Here is a 15,532-nt window from a genome sequence, read left to right on the forward strand (position 1 = left end):
ATTGGGCAAATTTCCATTCAAGAACCGGACGCCCCACTTCGAAACAAAGTCAGCCGCAGGCGGGTCAAAACGGTCATCGAAAATCTGATCTGGCTGGCCTCTCGAATGGTAGAGCATGCCAGACAAACGAAGCTCCGCTTCGGAAGACATAGTCCATGGTTTCAGACATTCCAGCGCATTTACGGGATCTTGTCGGGATAATCAATTGCGAACCTATGTTTCCGTTCAAGCTTTGCACAAGGGAAGCTTTGTTTCGTGATGTCTTTTTCAAGTGAATCGAGTCATCGCCTCTGCTTTCTGCGCCTTTCGTTACAGCTGATAGTGCTGGTTCTCTTAATCGTAACCCTTTCACGGATTCAGGAATTTTTTAGATAAATAAAAAAAGTAAGAAATGACAAGCATTAGGGAATGCACTAATGTTGGATAGGTGCAACAAAGAGATGGTGTAGAGGATGAAGGGAATGAGGATGAGACGTGCTGCAGGCGCGGTGCTCCTGATTGCCCTGCTGTGCGTCGCGCTGTTCATTGATATTGACAGGAATGATATCGTCAGCCGCCCTCTCGTCTGGAAGGGTCAAGCCGACCAAGGCGAGTACGCGCTTCAGGCGGGCGGAGAATGGTATATCTCGGCTGATGCGCTGCAGCAAGCATACGGAGTGGACGTACATATCGTCGATGAGGGAAAAGAGCTTCAGCTGTTCCCGACGACGAGACCGGAATCGCAATGGAATTATAATCCGGTATTTTATGAGGATCAGGTTGTTGTACTCATGTACCACAATGTACAGAAGAACCCGGACAACGTCACGTTTATCTCGCCGGAGCAGTTCGAGGAGCAGCTTCAGGCGATGATGAGCAGCGGGTTTCATGTAATAACCATGGATGAATACATCGATTATATGCTGCACGGCGCCCCCGTCCCGCCGAATGCCGTGCTGATTACCTTCGATGACGGGTACGAGTCGTTCTATACGGAAGTGTACCCGGTGCTGCGGAAATACCATCTGACCGCCACGAACTTCGTTATCGTCGAGACGATTGACAATCCGAAGCAGTCCAAGCACAAGAAGCTGACCTGGGCGCAAATGCGGGAGATGAAGCAGCACGGGATGAGCTTCTACAGCCATACCTTCCAATCGCATGAGTACCGCCCGGTGAATGAACGGGGCTATCTCCGCCCGATGCTGACCTGGAAGCGGTACCTGAAGAAAGAAGACCGCAAGGAGACCGAAGAGGAATATGAGCAGCGGGTTCGCCGCGATCTGGCCACGGCGGAGAAGGTGCTGAAGCAGGAACTGGGCAATACGCACAGCTTGCTGGCGTTCCCGTTCGGCGCCTATAACAGCAAGGTGCTGGAGATTTGCCGCGAGCTGGATATCCCGATTACGTTCACGGTTCGACCCGGGATCAACGGGCGGAACAACCGGAACGGATTCCGAATCAATGCGGGGAATCAGCAGATTGCGACGCCGAAGCTGATCGAGCAGATGCGCAACGGGGGCGCGCATACGAAGGTGGCCCCCGTCAAACCGAGCCGAACCGTGACCTGGAACGGCGCTGAGCTGATGATGTCTGTCCCTCCTATCGTGAAGAACGGAAAATGGTATGTTGCGCTCAACGATTTAAATCATCACTTCCGTTTGAGCTATAAGATGAGAGATGCGGATCGCAGCATCGAGTTGTTCCCGGGGCAATATTCGGATAATGGCATATAATATACCGCCATGCGTAAACTTTACTAGTCGAATCTTCCACTAAAAAGCGATGTTTTCGGTTGAGGTTAGTCGAATTTTGACATATAATGTTATGTTGTAAATGTTTTTCATTTCATAACCTGCAATCATTCATCATTTTAGGAGCAGGCGCTGCCGGTCGATGCGAGACTGGCCGCGCCTGCCTGTTCAGATGCTTGCCGGCCGGCAGGTGTCGGAAAGGAAGGACAATGAGCCGCAAAGAGCACATTACTGCCATTCCTATTGTGCGGGCGCTGGCCATGATTGGCGTCATCAGCGTGCATTCGACCTCGCAGGCGACGGTAGATATGGTTGATTCGAACTGGTATTATCTGTATAACTTTTTCAACATCTTTTTCAAATACGGGACGCCGACCTTCATCCTGTTGAGCAGCTTCGTTCTGTTCTACAACTATGGCGGACGGGACAAGCTGGAGCCCGCCGTGCTGGGCAAGTTCTACCGGAACCGGTTGTTGTACGTGATAATTCCGTATATCGTGGCATCGATAGGGTACTTCCTGATGCAGCATATGATGTATTACCGCACCCGCGGCTTCGAGGATACGGTGTATTCCTTTTTCACGAAGATATTGACCGGATCGGCTTATACGCACTTATATTTTGTTTTTATCAGCATTCAATTCTACATCTTGTTCCCGTTGATGCTCAAGCTGTTCCGTTCCAAGACGATATTGGCGTGGTCGATTCCGCTCGGGCTGCTGCTGCAGTGGGGCTTCGTGCTCTGGAACAAGTATGACCTCCAGATTGTCAATAAAGGCAGCATCTCGCTGTCTTATGTCAGCTATTATTTCCTGGGCGCCTATGTCGGCTTGAACTACGAGAAAATTCGGCCGTGGCTGACTTCGCTCGGGCAGAAGGGCAATCCGCTCCGCTACCGGATCGGGTCGCTTGGGCTGTGGGGCGCGTGGCTGCTGTTCGCCATGCTTCATGTACAGGTCTGGTTCTGGTCGCGTTCGACCAACGAATGGACCAACTCGCTTGTCTATGAGTTGCTGTGGAACTTCCATACGCTCACATCCGCCATCGTCTTGATGCAGCTCGCCTTTTTCCTGGAACGGAAGCTGCCGGACTGGCTTCGCAAAGCTCTTGTGCAGCTGGGGGATCTGTCCTTCGGCATCTACCTGCTGCATCCCGTGTTCCTTGCCTTGTACCGCAAATATGCTTGGCATGGAGGCGGCTCGCTGGCGTATATGCTGTATATCGCGGGAGGCTATGCCGTCGCGCTCGGCTTGTCCTGGCTCGTCGTCTATGCCGCATTCCGCTTTATCCCGTTCGCCTGGATCGGATTCGGCGCCGTCCCGCGCAGCTTCAAGGCGAAGCGGGCGCCGCGGCAAAAATCGGGATCCATCACCCCGGGCACAAGCGCATAAGGAAACATCAAGACCGTCTGCCGTCGCAGGCGGTCTTTTTGCCGTGTGCGGCAGTGTTGAAGAAGAGCGCTTAGGGATTGACGATGACGCTGATCCGTGATAATATTACCTTTAAATTTTTACTTCATTTTGCTAATAAATTAACTTGGTAGTACTGTACCATATTAAAGTAAAATGCTTATCAATGCGGGGTGAGTCCATGTCGAAGCCGAGAATGTTCGAGAAGCCGTCCGGCGTGCGGGATTATTTGCCGGAAGCGGTTCGCAAGCTAAGAGAAATCGAGCGGAAGGTGCTCCATACGATGGAGTGCTGGGGATATGCGCAAATTATTACCCCGACGATGGAGTTTTATGACACGGTAGGAACGGCCAGCGCCACCTCCGATCAGAAGCTGTTCAAGCTGCTGAACCAGCGCGGAACGCCGATGGTGCTGCGTTCGGACATGACGGGGCCGATCGCGCGCGTCGTCTCTTCCTTGCTCGGCAAGGAGCCATTCCCGATTCGCCTGTCCTATCATGCGAATGTGTTCCGCGCGATGGAAGATGAAGCGGGGCGGGAGGCCGAGTTTTTCCAGACGGGCGCGGAGCTGGCGGGCGACGGTTCGCCGGAGGCGGATGCGGAGGTAATCGCGCTGGCCATCGCTTGCTTGAAGGCCTCGGGAATCGAGAGCTTCAAGGTGGCGCTCGGCCATCACGGATATGTGCAGAGCTTGTTCGAGGATGCGCTGCCCGGGGATGAGGAGAGCCAGCTGCGCCTGAAGCACCTGCTGATTCAGCGCGACGTGGTCGGCTACCGGGCGCAGGCGAGCCTGCTCGGGCTGGATGCCGAGCGGAGCGAGCGGCTGGAGGCGCTGCTGCAGCTACGGGGCGGGCGCGCGGTGCTGGATCAGGCGCGCACGCTGTCCGGGACGCCGGAGATGGCCGCTTCGCTTGCTCATCTGGAGCAGGTATGGGAAGTGCTGGAGGCGTACGGGGCGGCAGAGCATCTGCTGCTTGATTTGACGATGCTGGGGGACTTTTCTTATTATACGGGCACCATTTTTGAAGGATATGCCGCAGATATGGGCTTCCCGATCATGAGCGGCGGGCGTTACGATCATTTGCTGCAGCAATTCGGCCGTCCTGCTCCGGCGACGGGCTTCGCGCTCAAGACGACGCGCATTATGGATGCCTTGTCCCGGCCTGGCGGGAACGAAGAGGAGCAGGCGAAGCCGGTGCTGATTCAATATGAGGCGGCCAGGCGGGCGGACGCTTTGGCGGAAGCGGCCCGGCTGCGGGAGGCAGGCGTGATCGCCGTTACCCGGCTGCTGGGTGGCGACGCGGCGGGAAGGACATCCCGGGACGGAGCGGAAGCCGAAGGCCAGCCGCAGGGTGGCCGTTACCGCGAAGTGCTCACCTTTACGCAATCGTGACGCAGGCAAGATGGCGGGAATGAGGCCGGAAGCGGGAATTCCGCTTCGCCTCGCCGCCCGCATGAAAGACAGGAGGGATACGATGCAGGATTGGTTGAAGGTGGCCATGCCGAAGGGCCGAATCTACAGGCAGGCTTCCACGCTCTTTCGCGATGCGGGACTGCCGGTCCCCGAGGACGAGGAGGATTCCCGCAAGCTGATCATTGACGTGCCGGAAGCGCGGATGCAGTTCATCATGGCGAAGCCGGTCGACGTTCCGACTTATGTCGAATACGGAGTGGCGGATGTCGGCATCGCCGGCAAAGATGTGCTCATGGAAGAGAACAAGGATGTCTATGAGCTGCTCGATCTCGGCATTGCCCGCTGCCGGATGTCGGTGATTGGCCTTCCGTCCTGGAAGCCATCCATTCATCTGCGGGTCGCGACGAAGTACCCCAATGTCGCTTCGCAGTATTTCCGGGAGCAGGGCCAGCAGGTGGAAGTGATTAAGCTGAACGGCTCGATCGAGCTGGCTCCGTTAATCGGGCTGGCGGATCGGATCGTCGATATGGTCGAGACCGGCAAAACGTTGAAGGAGAACGGGCTGGTGGAGCTGGAAGAGATGTTCGGCATTACGAGCCGGCTGATTGCGAACCGGGTCAGCTACCGGATGAAGAACGAAGCGATTCAGCAGCTATGCGACCGGATACAGCGCGTCGTGCCTCCCCAGTTATAGGAGGTGCGGACTGTCGCCGTCCGCTTCGTGCTTCTTCGAGCGGATCTATGGCGGAATGATATAGATTTATACAGATAGCAGGTTGATTGCAAGAGATATATGAAGGACAGAGAGAACGGCAGGATCGCGGTCGATCCGACCCGCCGCCGGAAGGGCCGGCGACGCGCCGGACGCCTGCGATAGATTTGAGGAGAGGACGGGAGAGCAGCATGCGGATTATCGAAGCAGCGGATTGGCGTGTGGAGCGTAAGGCGGATTATGGAACGCGGGAGCAGTTGGAGACGGTTCAGGCGATTATTCGGGATGTGCGGAAGGAGGGGGATGCGGCGGTTCTCCGTTATACCGGGCAGTTCGACCGGATGGAGCTGGCTTCCGCACAGCTTCGCATCGCATCGGAGGAGATTGAGGCGGCCTACGGGCAGGTGAAGGACGCCTTCCTCGCCGCCCTGCGCGAGGCGGCCGCGAATATCCGCGCCTTCCACGAGAAGCAGAAGCGGACGTCATGGATGGATTTCCAGCCGGACGGCACGCTGCTGGGGCAAATTGTGCGGCCGCTGAAGCGAGTCGGCGTCTATGTGCCCGGCGGGAGCGCGGCTTATCCTTCGTCCGTGCTGATGAACGTCATCCCCGCTCAGGTCGCGGGCGTGCCCGAGATCGTCATGGTTACGCCGCCTTCGACCGGCGGCCAGGGCGGCATCGATCCGCATATTCTGGTCGCGGCGGCGGAAGCCGGCGTGAAGGAAATCTACCGGGTTGGCGGGGCGCAAGCGATCGCCGCCCTGGCTTACGGCACGGAGACGGTCGCCCCGGTCGACAAAATCTGCGGGCCCGGCAATATTTATGTCGCCCTGGCGAAGCGCGAGGTGTACGGCGCGGTCGATATCGACAGCATCGCCGGACCTTCCGAGATTGTCGTCCTGGCGGATGCGACGGCGACGCCGGCCTATGTGGCGGCCGATCTGCTCTCCCAGGCCGAGCATGACGGGATGGCGTCCGCCGTGCTCGTCACGGACTCCCGCCAGCTTGCGGAGGCGGTGGCTGCCGAGGTGGACCGCCAGCTCGCCACGCTGCCGCGCCGGGATATCGCGGCCAAGTCGCTGGAAGGGTATGGCGCGATCGTGGTGGTGCCCGGGCTGAAGGAAGGCGTGGAGCTGGTCAATCGGCTCGCGCCGGAGCATCTGGAGATTGTGACGTCCGACCCGATGGAATGGGTAGGCGCTATCGAGAATGCCGGCGCGATCTTCCTTGGCGAGTACAGCTCTGAGCCGGTGGGCGACTATTACGCCGGTCCGAACCATATCATTCCGACGAATGGCACGGCGCGCTTCTCTTCGCCGGTCGACGTTGATATGTTCATGAAGAAGTCGAGTCTGATCCGGTACAGCCGGGAGGCGCTGCAGCGCGACGGGGAGCGGATTATGGAGCTCGCCCGCCATGAAGGTCTGGAGGCGCATGCCCGCGCGATCGGAATCCGGCTCGGGCAGATGAAGGAATAGAACGCCGGCTGCCGGGACAGGGAGAGCTTCCCGGCGTCGATACCGCAATACAGCATATACGAGAAGAAGGGCGGAACGATCAATGGAATATGGATTGCAAGCGCGGGAAGCGGCCATTGCCCGCACAACGAATGAGACGGATATACAGCTGTCGTTCAAGGTAGACGGAAGCGGCACGAGCCGCCTGGAGACGGGCGTGCCGTTCCTGAACCATATGCTGGACCTGTTCGCGAAGCATGGCCAGTTCGATCTCGCCGTCCAGGCGAAGGGGGATACGGACATCGATGACCACCATACGGTGGAGGATATCGGCATTTGTCTCGGCCAGGCGCTGCGCGAGGCGCTCGGGAATAAAGCGGGCATCCGGCGCTATGCCTCGGTGTTCGTTCCGATGGACGAGGCGCTTGCCCAAGTCGTCATCGATCTGAGCAACCGGCCTCACTTCGAGCACCGCGCGGTCTATCCGGCCGCCCGGGTCGGGGCGTTCGATACCGAGCTGGTGCATGAATTTCTATGGAAGCTGGCGCTGGAGAGCCGCATGACGCTCCATGTTATCGTTCATTACGGGCAGAACACGCACCATATTATCGAAGCCGTGTTCAAGGCGCTCGGGCGGGCCTTGGATGAAGCGACCGCGATCGATCCGCGCGTGCAGGGCGTTCCGTCCACCAAGGGAGTGCTGTAAGCGATGATTGCGGTATTGGATTACGGTATGGGAAATCTGCACAGCGTCAGCACGGCGGTGGAGCGCCTCGGCTATGAAGCGGTCATCTGCCGCGAGCCCGGGGATCTGGCGGAGGCTGAGGGCATTATTCTGCCCGGCGTGGGCGCGTTCGGCGATGCGATGGAATCGCTGCAGACGTCCGGCCTGGGCCGGGCGTTCACGGAGGCGGTGCAGGCCGGCAAGCCGGCGCTCGGCATCTGCCTCGGCATGCAGCTGCTCTTTGAGGAAGGGGAAGAGCATGGCCGCCATGCCGGACTCGGGCTTCTGCCCGGCCGGGTCGTCCGCTTCGAGGGCGGCCCTTACAAGGTGCCGCATATGGGCTGGAACCGGCTCCAATGGCGGCAGGCGGATCATGCGCTGACGGCCGGGCTGGAGGAAGGGCATGTCTACTTCGTCCACTCGTACCATGTGCTGGCCGGGAAGCAGGAGGACGTGATCGCCGTCTGCCAGTACGGAGGCCATGCGGTGACGGCGATGGTCGGCCGGGGCCGCCTGTACGGCATGCAGTTCCATCCCGAGAAGAGCGGAGAAGTCGGCCGGCTGCTGCTGGAGCGGTTCCTCCGTCTGGCCGAGGGCCCGCGAGCGGCCCGGGATTGATCTAGCGATCCGGGATCGAAAAGGCTCAGTTGTTGCAAAGACACTCCCTTGCCGAAGAGTCTGTCGCCGAAGGAGCAGGCGAGGAGAAGGAGAGGCGAGGCGTAGGCGAGAGCAAGGAAAAGCGCGAGGCATGAGCAGGAACAGTGCGCAGTGGGGGCGATGATGGGCGAAAGCTGCAAAAGTGCAGTTTTTTGACTAGTTTCTGTTGTGAAAAGAAGAAATTCCTGCAGCGTTGCATCAATTTCGTGATATAAAGGGTGGATTGCGAAATATATGGGAAAAATGATTTATTTTTGCAGGATTGGCGTCAAATAGGCTTGCCCCAAAAAACAAAACTATACTTTTGCAGGATTGGCGGGGCAGCGGGAGCGCGTGCGGGTGTTGCATCCGAAGGGAGGAACGATGTGAGCACGGAAGCACAAGGGGTTCCAGTGACAAGGGGGGTAACCGTATGACGGCATTTACAATTTATCCGGCCATCGATATCCGGGGAGGACGCTGTGTGCGGCTCGTTCAGGGAGACTACGGCCAAGAGACGGTTTATGATGATTTCCCGCTCGATGTGGCTCGCCGCTGGGAGCGGGAGGGCGCTTCCTGGATTCATCTCGTCGATTTGGACGGCGCGAAGGCCGGGCACCCGGTCAATGACCGGCTCATCGGGGAGATCGCCCGCACCGTCGGCGTGCCGGTGCAGGTGGGCGGCGGCTTGCGGACGCGAGCGGATGTGGAGCGGCTGCTGGAAGCGGGCGTGGCGCGGGTCATTCTCGGCACGGCCGCGATTGAGGATCGCGCGTTCGTCGAAGACGTGCTGGCCCGGCACGGCGCCCATGTCGCGATCGGCATCGATGCGCGCGACGGTTATGTGGCGACGCGCGGCTGGCTCGAGACGTCGGAGGTGCAGGCGGAAGCGCTGGCCTGCCAGCTCGCCGAAGCGGGCGCGAAGACGTTCATTTTTACCGATATTACCCGCGACGGCATGATGCGGGGGCCGAATGTGGAGGCGATCACGGCGTTGGCCCGGGCTTGCGGCCAGCAGGTCATCGCCTCGGGCGGCGTCAGCAGCATGGCGGATGTGGAGACGCTGGCCGCTCAGGCGAAGGACGGCGTCGGCGGCGCCATTATCGGCAAGGCGTTGTATACCGGGAGCGTACGCCTGGAGGAGGCGGTCCGGCTGGCTGAAGGGGCCGGAAGCGGCGGTCGTCAGACGCCGCTATAACATGCCGGCGGCCGATTTGGCCTGGGCCAAGGGGCTGAGGAATGGACAGTACCGATGCTCATTCATGGAGAACGAATGCCTGCGAGGAATGGAGGAATGCACATGTTAGCCAAACGAATCATCCCTTGCCTCGACGTCAAGGACGGGCGGGTCGTCAAGGGCGTTAACTTCGTGCAGCTGCGCGATGCCGGCGATCCGGTGGAGCTGGCCGCCCTATATGATCGGGAGGGCGCAGATGAATTGGTTTTTCTCGATATTTCCGCTTCGGTGGAGGGCCGGGCCACGATGGTGGAGGTCGTCCGGCAGACGGCGGCCGAGATCTCGATTCCCTTCACCGTGGGCGGCGGCATCGGACGCGTCGATGATATGATGCGGATTTTGCGCGCGGGCGCGGACAAGATCGGAATCAATACGGCCGCGGTGCAGCAGCCGTCCCTTATTCGCGACGGGGCGCGCCGCTTCGGCTCGCAGTGCATCGTCGTCGCGGTGGACGCCCGCTACCGTGAGGAATGGGGCGAATGGGAGGTCTATATTCACGGCGGACGCACGCCAACCGGTCTCCGCGTGCTGGAATGGGCCCGGGAGGCCGAGAAGCTGGGTGCCGGCGAGATACTGCTGACGAGCATGGATGCGGACGGGACGAAGGACGGTTTCGATATTCGGCTGACCCGCGCCGTGTCCGACGCGGTCGGCATCCCGGTGATCGCTTCCGGCGGCGCCGGGCGTGCCGAGCATTTCCTGGAGGCGTTCCAGCAGGGCGGGGCGGATGCGGCATTGGCGGCTTCCATTTTCCACTATAAAGAAGTCTCGGTACAGGAAGTCAAAGAAACACTGCGCCAGCAAGGGGTGAATGTGCGATGACAGAATCGGGAAGGACGGCCGGGCTGAGCGCCTACGGGGCGGCGTTGGCGGATCGCATCCGCTGGGACGGGCAGGGGCTCGTTCCGGCGATCGTGCAGGATGCGGGCACCCGGGAGGTGCTGATGATGGCCTATATGAGCCGCGAGTCGCTCTTGAAGTCATGCGAGGCGGGGGAGACCATCTTCTGGAGCCGCTCCCGGAAGGAGCTGTGGCATAAAGGCGCCACCAGCGGCAACACGCAGCGCATTGTCGAGATGGCTGCCGATTGTGACGGGGATACGCTGCTCATTCAGGTGATCCCGAACGGTCCCGCCTGCCATACGGGGACATATACCTGCTTCGACGCAGATCGCAGCGAAACGGCTCCGGGGTCTGAAGGGCCGGAGACGCTGGAGGCATTGAGGGGAGGGGCGGATGCAGCAGAACGGGAACGGACCGCCGATCTGTACCCGGTCCTGACGGAGCTCGAGCAGGTGATCGCCGAGCGGGAGGAGGAGCGGCCCGAAGGGGCTTATACGACCTATTTATTTGATTCCGGAATCGATAAAATATTGAAAAAGCTCGGCGAAGAGAGCGCCGAGGTGCTTATTGCCGCCAAAAACGGCGATAATGAAGAATTGACCGGCGAGGCTGCCGATTTGATCTTCCATTTGCTTGTGCTGCTGCGCGAGCGGAAGCTGCCGTTCACGCAGGTGTTGAATGAGCTGCGGTGCCGGCATCAAGGGCCGCGCCGCGATACCTATAACGCGCACGGCAAGATCAAGACTCCAACTGAATCGTAAGCACCTTCATGGGCGGACGCCTGTTCCTTGAGTGCGAGGAGCGGGGGCCGCTTTTTGGCGTGCAGGAGGCGGATTCGTCTGGAGGTGCGTAAGCCATGGAAAAACAGTGTATAAGGAAAAGAAGCCCTAGGCAACGCGAATTGGGGTGCACCGGCGTCAGGGCGCCGATTCGGGCGGAGCCGCACCCGGCCACTTCCAGCCTCCCGTCTTCCTCAATCGATCAAGAGAAAGCCAGTCGCCTTCGGCTCCGGACGCCTCAACGAAGGGGTGGGGGAAGGCGCGTCATTATGATATACTGAAGGTTATGTATACAACGATGATGCGGCAGGAGGTGCCTTGGCGATGGCAGGAGAGAAGCCACATCGAACCGGCAGGGACAACGCGGACGCGAATGGCAATGTCGTGATGTTCCCGGTAGATGCGGCCGCGTATTCCGATCGCGCGGTTAAATTATTGGATCGGCTGCAATATGACAAGGCATTGCGGTATTTCCGCAGAGCGGCCGAATGCGAACCCGGCGATGCGATTCACCAGTGCAATCTGGCTGGAGCGTTGGCAGAGACCGGGCGCTTCGAGGAGTCAAATCTCATCCTCCGCCATATTGTGAACGAGCTCGATCCATCCATGAGTGAATGCTATTACTATATGGCGAATAATTTCGCTTATCTTGAATGCTATCAGGAGGCGGAGGCCGCGCTTGATATTTACTTGGCGCTGGATCCCCAGGGGGCATACCGCAGCGAGGCGCTGGAAATGAAGGAAATGCTTCATGACGAGATGAACCGGCCCGGATCGTACGCGGAAGCCAGGCCGCCCGCCAATGCGGCCGCCCTCGAAGAAGCGGCCAGAGGCTTGAAGGAAGCCGCTGCCGCATTGAGCCGGGCGGCGGAGTCCGAAGGAAGCGGCGAGTTGGCGTCTCTGCCCGGACAAGCCCGGGAAGCGCGGAGCGGGCAGGAAGCCGAGCATCAGGAAGCCCGGCGGATGATGGAAGAAGGGCGTTTCGTGGAGGCGGGCCGCATACTGGAGCGGCTGCTGAAGGCGAATCCCGGCGATCTGCCTGCCCGGAACAATCTGGCGCTTGCCTATTATTATATGGGCTTATTCAAGGACGCCCGCGAGATGCTTCACCAGGTGCTCGCGCTGGATCCCGGACATATGCATGCCCTTTGCAATCTGGCCATATTCGAGCGCCAGGCCGGGCGGGCCGAACAGGAGCGGGAGCTGATGGAGCGGCTGGCGAAGCTTCAGCCGTTCCATCGGGAGCCGGCCTTCAAGCTGGCGAACACGCTCGGCATCCTCGGTCGGCATGAGGAGGCTTACCGCCATCTGCGGCGCCTGCTCGCGACCGGATCGCCTCCCGAGCCGGGCGTCTATCATTGCGCGGCGGTGGCGGCCTGCCATCTCGGCCGGTACGATGAAGCGGCCGGCTGGTGGGCCGCCTGCCGGCGCCTCGATCCGGAGAGCGGCATCGGCTCGTATTACTTGGAGCTGCTCCAGCGGCGCGAGGGAGGTCTTCCGGATCCGATGCCGAGCTATCATTACCGGATTCCTTACGAGGGGAAGGCGCGCCCCGGACGGCGGGATGAGCGGTCCGCGGCAGCGGAACGGAATATCCGGCATGAAGCCGGAGATCCGGGGACGGCCGCCGAATGGGAGCGGCAGTTGAAGTCGGATCCGCTCGTCCGCTCGTCCCTGTTCTGGGCGCTGCGCTCGGGCGACTCCGCAACGAAGCTGCAGGCGCTTCAGGCGATGAGTCTCATTAATGATGACGAGGCGAAGCAGGCGCTCCGGGGGCTGCTTCTCGATCCGGAGCAGGATGGCTACGTGAAGGAATTGACCGTCTATGTGCTGCGTCTGCTTGGCGTAGAGGATGCGCTTGAAGTGGAGTTGGGCGGCAAGAAGCAGCTCGTGGACGGGTATCACCTGGGAAGCGGCCTCCCGACCTGGGAACCGGGCTGGGAGCAGGTGATCGATGCGATTCGGACCGGAATGAACGGGCGGTACGACATGATTCAGATGCATGACGCGGAGAAGCTCTGGATTGAATTTCTCCGTCGGTCATATCCTAATGAAGTGCCGCGCATCGCGAAGGCGGACTCTTGGGCGGCGGCGATTGAGTATATCGTCGCGAAGAAGCTCGGCCATCCGCTCACCCGCAGCGAAGCGGGGGAACGGTACGCCGTATCCGCGGCGACGGTCGCCAAGCATGCCAAGCGCATAGAAGAGGCATTCCGCGCAGAGACAACCGAGAAGAACATTTATTAATAGACGCGTTTTCCCAAGTTGATCACCGGGCGTGTTCGGAAAGCTGCTTGTCTCCCTGAATCACTTTGGGGTCAAAAGCGGACTTTTTGAATAACCTCTAATAGTGAAGGAGGCCTTTTCATATGGAGAAGAAAGTATATAAATCGGTCGTTATCGGAACAGGACCTGCGGGGTACACGGCGGCGATCTATCTGGCGCGCGCCAATCTGAATCCGCTCGTGATCGAAGGCCCGCAGCCGGGAGGCCAGCTTACGACGACAACCGATGTAGAGAACTTCCCAGGGTTCCCGGACGGGATTATGGGTCCTGAACTGATGGAAAACATGCGCAAGCAGGCGGAGCGCTTCGGTACGACGTTCGTTACCGGCTGGGTGACCGACATTGACACATCGCAGCGCCCGTTCAAGCTGACGGGGGAAGGTCTGGAGGAAATCTGGGCCGAGACGCTCATTATCTCGACCGGAGCCAGCGCGAAGTATTTGAACATTCCTGGAGAACAGGATAATATCGGCAAAGGGGTCAGCGCGTGCGCGACGTGCGACGGCTTCTTCTTCCGGGGCAAAAAAATCGTCGTCGTCGGCGGCGGAGACTCCGCGATGGAGGAGGCCAACTTCCTGACTCGCTTCGCCTCGGAGCTGACGATCGTGCACCGGCGCGACGAGCTGCGCGCCTCCAAAATCATGCAGGACCGGGCGCGCGAAAACGCGAAGATCTCTTGGGCGCTGAACCGGACGCCGCTGGAGGTGCTGTCGACGGGCATGGGCGTCACCGGCCTCAAAGTGCGCAACAACGACACGGGCGCAGAGGAAGTCATCGAGACCGACGGCTTGTTCGTGGCGATCGGGCATAAGCCGAACACCGATTTCCTGCGCGGCAAGGTGGAGCTGAATGAGCAAGGCTACGTAATCGTGAAGCCGGGCACGACCGAGACGAGCGTTCCGGGCATCTTCGCGGCCGGCGACGTGCAGGACATGAAGTACCGCCAAGCGATTACCGCGGCCGGTTCCGGCTGTCAGGCGGCGCTGGATTGCGAGAAATTCCTGGAAGGCAGCATGGTTCATGACTGGAGCACGACTTTGGGATAACCGTTCTGTGTGACCGGGACTTCCCCCATTCGGTGGCGAGGCTTCCCGGTCGCGAGATAAGTAGATTTTTTGCAACAATTTCATCGTCGAGACGGAGCCTGCGGGCTCCGTATTTGATCTCGCGGGGCTGGCGGCCAAGGGCGCGCGGAATCGGCCCGGGAAGGGCCCGGATCGCCCCTGCGGGCGGGCGGCGCACGCCTTGACCTGTTTCCGGCGTTCGCGTATAGTGGGTACTGAAGTAACATACGATTAAGGATACGATTACAAGTATAAAGGTGGATGACGCATGTCTGAGCAAATCTACGTGGGTGTCGATTTGGGCGGAACGGCTATCAAGGTCGGTATTTGTGATACGGAAGGCCGGCTGCTGCAAACGTTTGAAGGTCCGACTGAAGTTGCCAAGGGCCCCGATACCGTCATAGACAACATTGAGAACTATATTCGCCGGATCGTGGAGGAGTCTCCTTACGATTGGAGCCAGGTGGCTGGAATTGGTGCAGGGGTCGCTGGGTTTACGAATGTGAAGGAAGGCGTTATCTTGTTGGCGCCCAACGTAGGCTTCAAGGATGTGCCGATTCGTGCCATATTGGAAGAACGGTTGGGCAAGCCGGTCAAGATTGACAATGACGCCAATGTGGCGGCGTTGGGAGAAGCGTGGAGCGGCGCGGGCAAAGGCGTCGACAATTGCGTCTGCTATACGCTGGGTACCGGTGTCGGCGGCGGAATTATTATCAACGGGAAGATTGTGCAAGGATTTTCCGGCATGGCCGGAGAGCTGGGCCATATCGCCGTCATTCCGGATCTGGAAGCGATTCAGTGCGGCTGCGGCAAGATGGGCTGCCTGGAGACGGTATCCTCCGCAACCGGCATCATTCGCATGGCGAAGGATGCGGTAGAGCGCGGCGATCGCACGTCCCTGTCGCTGCTGGAGGAGATCGCGGCGAAGGATGTGTTCGATGCGGCGAAGGCCGGTGACGAGGTGGCCGTCCGCATTATCTCTCGCGCAGCCTTCTACTTGGGCAAATCGATGGCTGCGGTGGCGGTCACCTTGAATCCGGAGCGGTTCATTATCGGCGGCGGCTTGTCGAAGGCCGGCGAGTTCTTGTTCGAGCAAATCCGGGAGACGTTCATGAAGCTAACACCTGAACCGGTTACGCGCGGCGTATCGATCGTGCCGGCTGAGCTAGGCAATGATGCAGGTATGATTGGTGCGGCTGGATTGTTCTTGCGTTCGTAATCGGCATTGGTAAGGGAGA

13 protein-coding genes and 1 pseudogene are annotated in these 15,532 nt (G+C 59.6%); all 14 read left to right on the forward strand.

Annotation, left to right across the window (positions count from 1 at the left end; genetic code table 11):
* Positions 1-201 (forward strand): annotated as a pseudogene (locus ABD76_RS29030) (IS1380 family transposase); the annotation flags it as partial.
* Positions 202-461: 260 nt separating this feature from the next.
* Entirely contained in the window at positions 462-1,715 is a 1,254-nt protein-coding gene (locus ABD76_RS20875; RefSeq protein WP_197259047.1) for a polysaccharide deacetylase family protein, read from the forward strand.
* A gap of 227 nt (positions 1,716-1,942) precedes the next feature.
* Positions 1,943-3,124 (forward strand): acyltransferase, encoded by a 1,182-nt coding sequence (locus ABD76_RS20880; protein ID WP_197259048.1) that lies wholly within the window; start codon positions 1,943-1,945, stop codon positions 3,122-3,124.
* A gap of 199 nt (positions 3,125-3,323) precedes the next feature.
* Positions 3,324-4,535 carry an ATP phosphoribosyltransferase regulatory subunit gene (locus ABD76_RS20885; RefSeq protein ID WP_197259049.1) on the forward strand — a complete coding sequence of 404 codons (1,212 nt, stop codon included), beginning with the start codon at positions 3,324-3,326 and terminating at the stop codon, positions 4,533-4,535.
* Positions 4,536-4,617: 82 nt separating this feature from the next.
* Positions 4,618-5,250: an ATP phosphoribosyltransferase gene (hisG, locus tag ABD76_RS20890; RefSeq protein WP_197259050.1), complete on the forward strand. Its 633-nt coding sequence runs from the start codon at positions 4,618-4,620 to the stop codon at positions 5,248-5,250.
* A 209-nt stretch (positions 5,251-5,459) separates the two neighbouring features.
* The gene (gene hisD / locus ABD76_RS20895; protein ID WP_197259051.1) at positions 5,460-6,746 is read left to right on the forward strand and encodes a histidinol dehydrogenase; all 1,287 of its coding nucleotides are present in this window, start codon (positions 5,460-5,462) and stop codon (positions 6,744-6,746) included.
* Between the two features lie 82 nt (positions 6,747-6,828).
* Complete coding sequence (gene hisB / locus ABD76_RS20900; RefSeq protein WP_197259052.1) at positions 6,829-7,431, forward strand: imidazoleglycerol-phosphate dehydratase HisB; 603 nt, start codon at positions 6,829-6,831, stop codon at positions 7,429-7,431.
* Positions 7,432-7,434: 3 nt separating this feature from the next.
* Positions 7,435-8,067, forward strand: a complete 633-nt coding sequence (gene hisH, locus ABD76_RS20905; protein ID WP_197259053.1) for an imidazole glycerol phosphate synthase subunit HisH — start codon at positions 7,435-7,437, stop codon at positions 8,065-8,067.
* A gap of 451 nt (positions 8,068-8,518) precedes the next feature.
* Entirely contained in the window at positions 8,519-9,283 is a 765-nt protein-coding gene (hisA, locus tag ABD76_RS20910) for a 1-(5-phosphoribosyl)-5-[(5-phosphoribosylamino)methylideneamino]imidazole-4-carboxamide isomerase (protein WP_197259054.1), read from the forward strand.
* 102 nt (positions 9,284-9,385) lie between these two features.
* A complete protein-coding gene (gene hisF, locus ABD76_RS20915) occupies positions 9,386-10,144 on the forward strand; it encodes an imidazole glycerol phosphate synthase subunit HisF (RefSeq protein WP_197259055.1) in 759 nt (252 codons plus the stop codon).
* Positions 10,141-10,926 (forward strand): bifunctional phosphoribosyl-AMP cyclohydrolase/phosphoribosyl-ATP diphosphatase HisIE, encoded by a 786-nt coding sequence (gene hisIE, locus ABD76_RS20920; RefSeq protein WP_197259056.1) that lies wholly within the window; start codon positions 10,141-10,143, stop codon positions 10,924-10,926. The genes hisF and hisIE overlap by 4 nt, the downstream gene beginning before the upstream one ends.
* A 342-nt stretch (positions 10,927-11,268) precedes the next feature.
* Positions 11,269-13,191: a tetratricopeptide repeat protein gene (locus tag ABD76_RS20925; protein ID WP_197259057.1), complete on the forward strand. Its 1,923-nt coding sequence runs from the start codon at positions 11,269-11,271 to the stop codon at positions 13,189-13,191.
* 122 nt (positions 13,192-13,313) lie between these two features.
* Complete coding sequence (trxB, locus tag ABD76_RS20930; RefSeq protein ID WP_197259058.1) at positions 13,314-14,276, forward strand: thioredoxin-disulfide reductase; 963 nt, start codon at positions 13,314-13,316, stop codon at positions 14,274-14,276.
* A 286-nt stretch (positions 14,277-14,562) separates the two neighbouring features.
* Positions 14,563-15,513, forward strand: a complete 951-nt coding sequence (locus tag ABD76_RS20935) for an ROK family glucokinase (protein ID WP_197259059.1) — start codon at positions 14,563-14,565, stop codon at positions 15,511-15,513.
* Positions 15,514-15,532 lie beyond the last annotated feature (19 nt).

This window comes from Paenibacillus dendritiformis (assembly GCF_015845845.1).
GTDB lineage: Bacteria > Bacillota > Bacilli > Paenibacillales > Paenibacillaceae > Paenibacillus_B > Paenibacillus_B dendritiformis_C.

What these genes read in the sequence shown, in the direction of transcription:
- trxB (WP_197259058.1), top strand. Translation starts at nt 13,314, where the DNA reads ATGGAGAAGAAAGTATATAAATCGGTCGTTATCGGAACAGGACCTGCG.
- ABD76_RS20885 (WP_197259049.1), top strand. Translation starts at nt 3,324, where the DNA reads ATGTCGAAGCCGAGAATGTTCGAGAAGCCGTCCGGCGTGCGGGATTAT.
- hisD (WP_197259051.1), top strand. Translation starts at nt 5,460, where the DNA reads ATGCGGATTATCGAAGCAGCGGATTGGCGTGTGGAGCGTAAGGCGGAT.
- hisA (WP_197259054.1), top strand. Translation starts at nt 8,519, where the DNA reads ATGACGGCATTTACAATTTATCCGGCCATCGATATCCGGGGAGGACGC.
- hisF (WP_197259055.1), top strand. Translation starts at nt 9,386, where the DNA reads ATGTTAGCCAAACGAATCATCCCTTGCCTCGACGTCAAGGACGGGCGG.
- ABD76_RS20925 (WP_197259057.1), top strand. Translation starts at nt 11,269, where the DNA reads ATGGCAGGAGAGAAGCCACATCGAACCGGCAGGGACAACGCGGACGCG.
- hisH (WP_197259053.1), top strand. Translation starts at nt 7,435, where the DNA reads ATGATTGCGGTATTGGATTACGGTATGGGAAATCTGCACAGCGTCAGC.
- hisB (WP_197259052.1), top strand. Translation starts at nt 6,829, where the DNA reads ATGGAATATGGATTGCAAGCGCGGGAAGCGGCCATTGCCCGCACAACG.
- hisG (WP_197259050.1), top strand. Translation starts at nt 4,618, where the DNA reads ATGCAGGATTGGTTGAAGGTGGCCATGCCGAAGGGCCGAATCTACAGG.
- hisIE (WP_197259056.1), top strand. Translation starts at nt 10,141, where the DNA reads ATGACAGAATCGGGAAGGACGGCCGGGCTGAGCGCCTACGGGGCGGCG.
- ABD76_RS20880 (WP_197259048.1), top strand. Translation starts at nt 1,943, where the DNA reads ATGAGCCGCAAAGAGCACATTACTGCCATTCCTATTGTGCGGGCGCTG.
- ABD76_RS20875 (WP_197259047.1), top strand. Translation starts at nt 462, where the DNA reads ATGAGGATGAGACGTGCTGCAGGCGCGGTGCTCCTGATTGCCCTGCTG.
- ABD76_RS20935 (WP_197259059.1), top strand. Translation starts at nt 14,563, where the DNA reads ATGTCTGAGCAAATCTACGTGGGTGTCGATTTGGGCGGAACGGCTATC.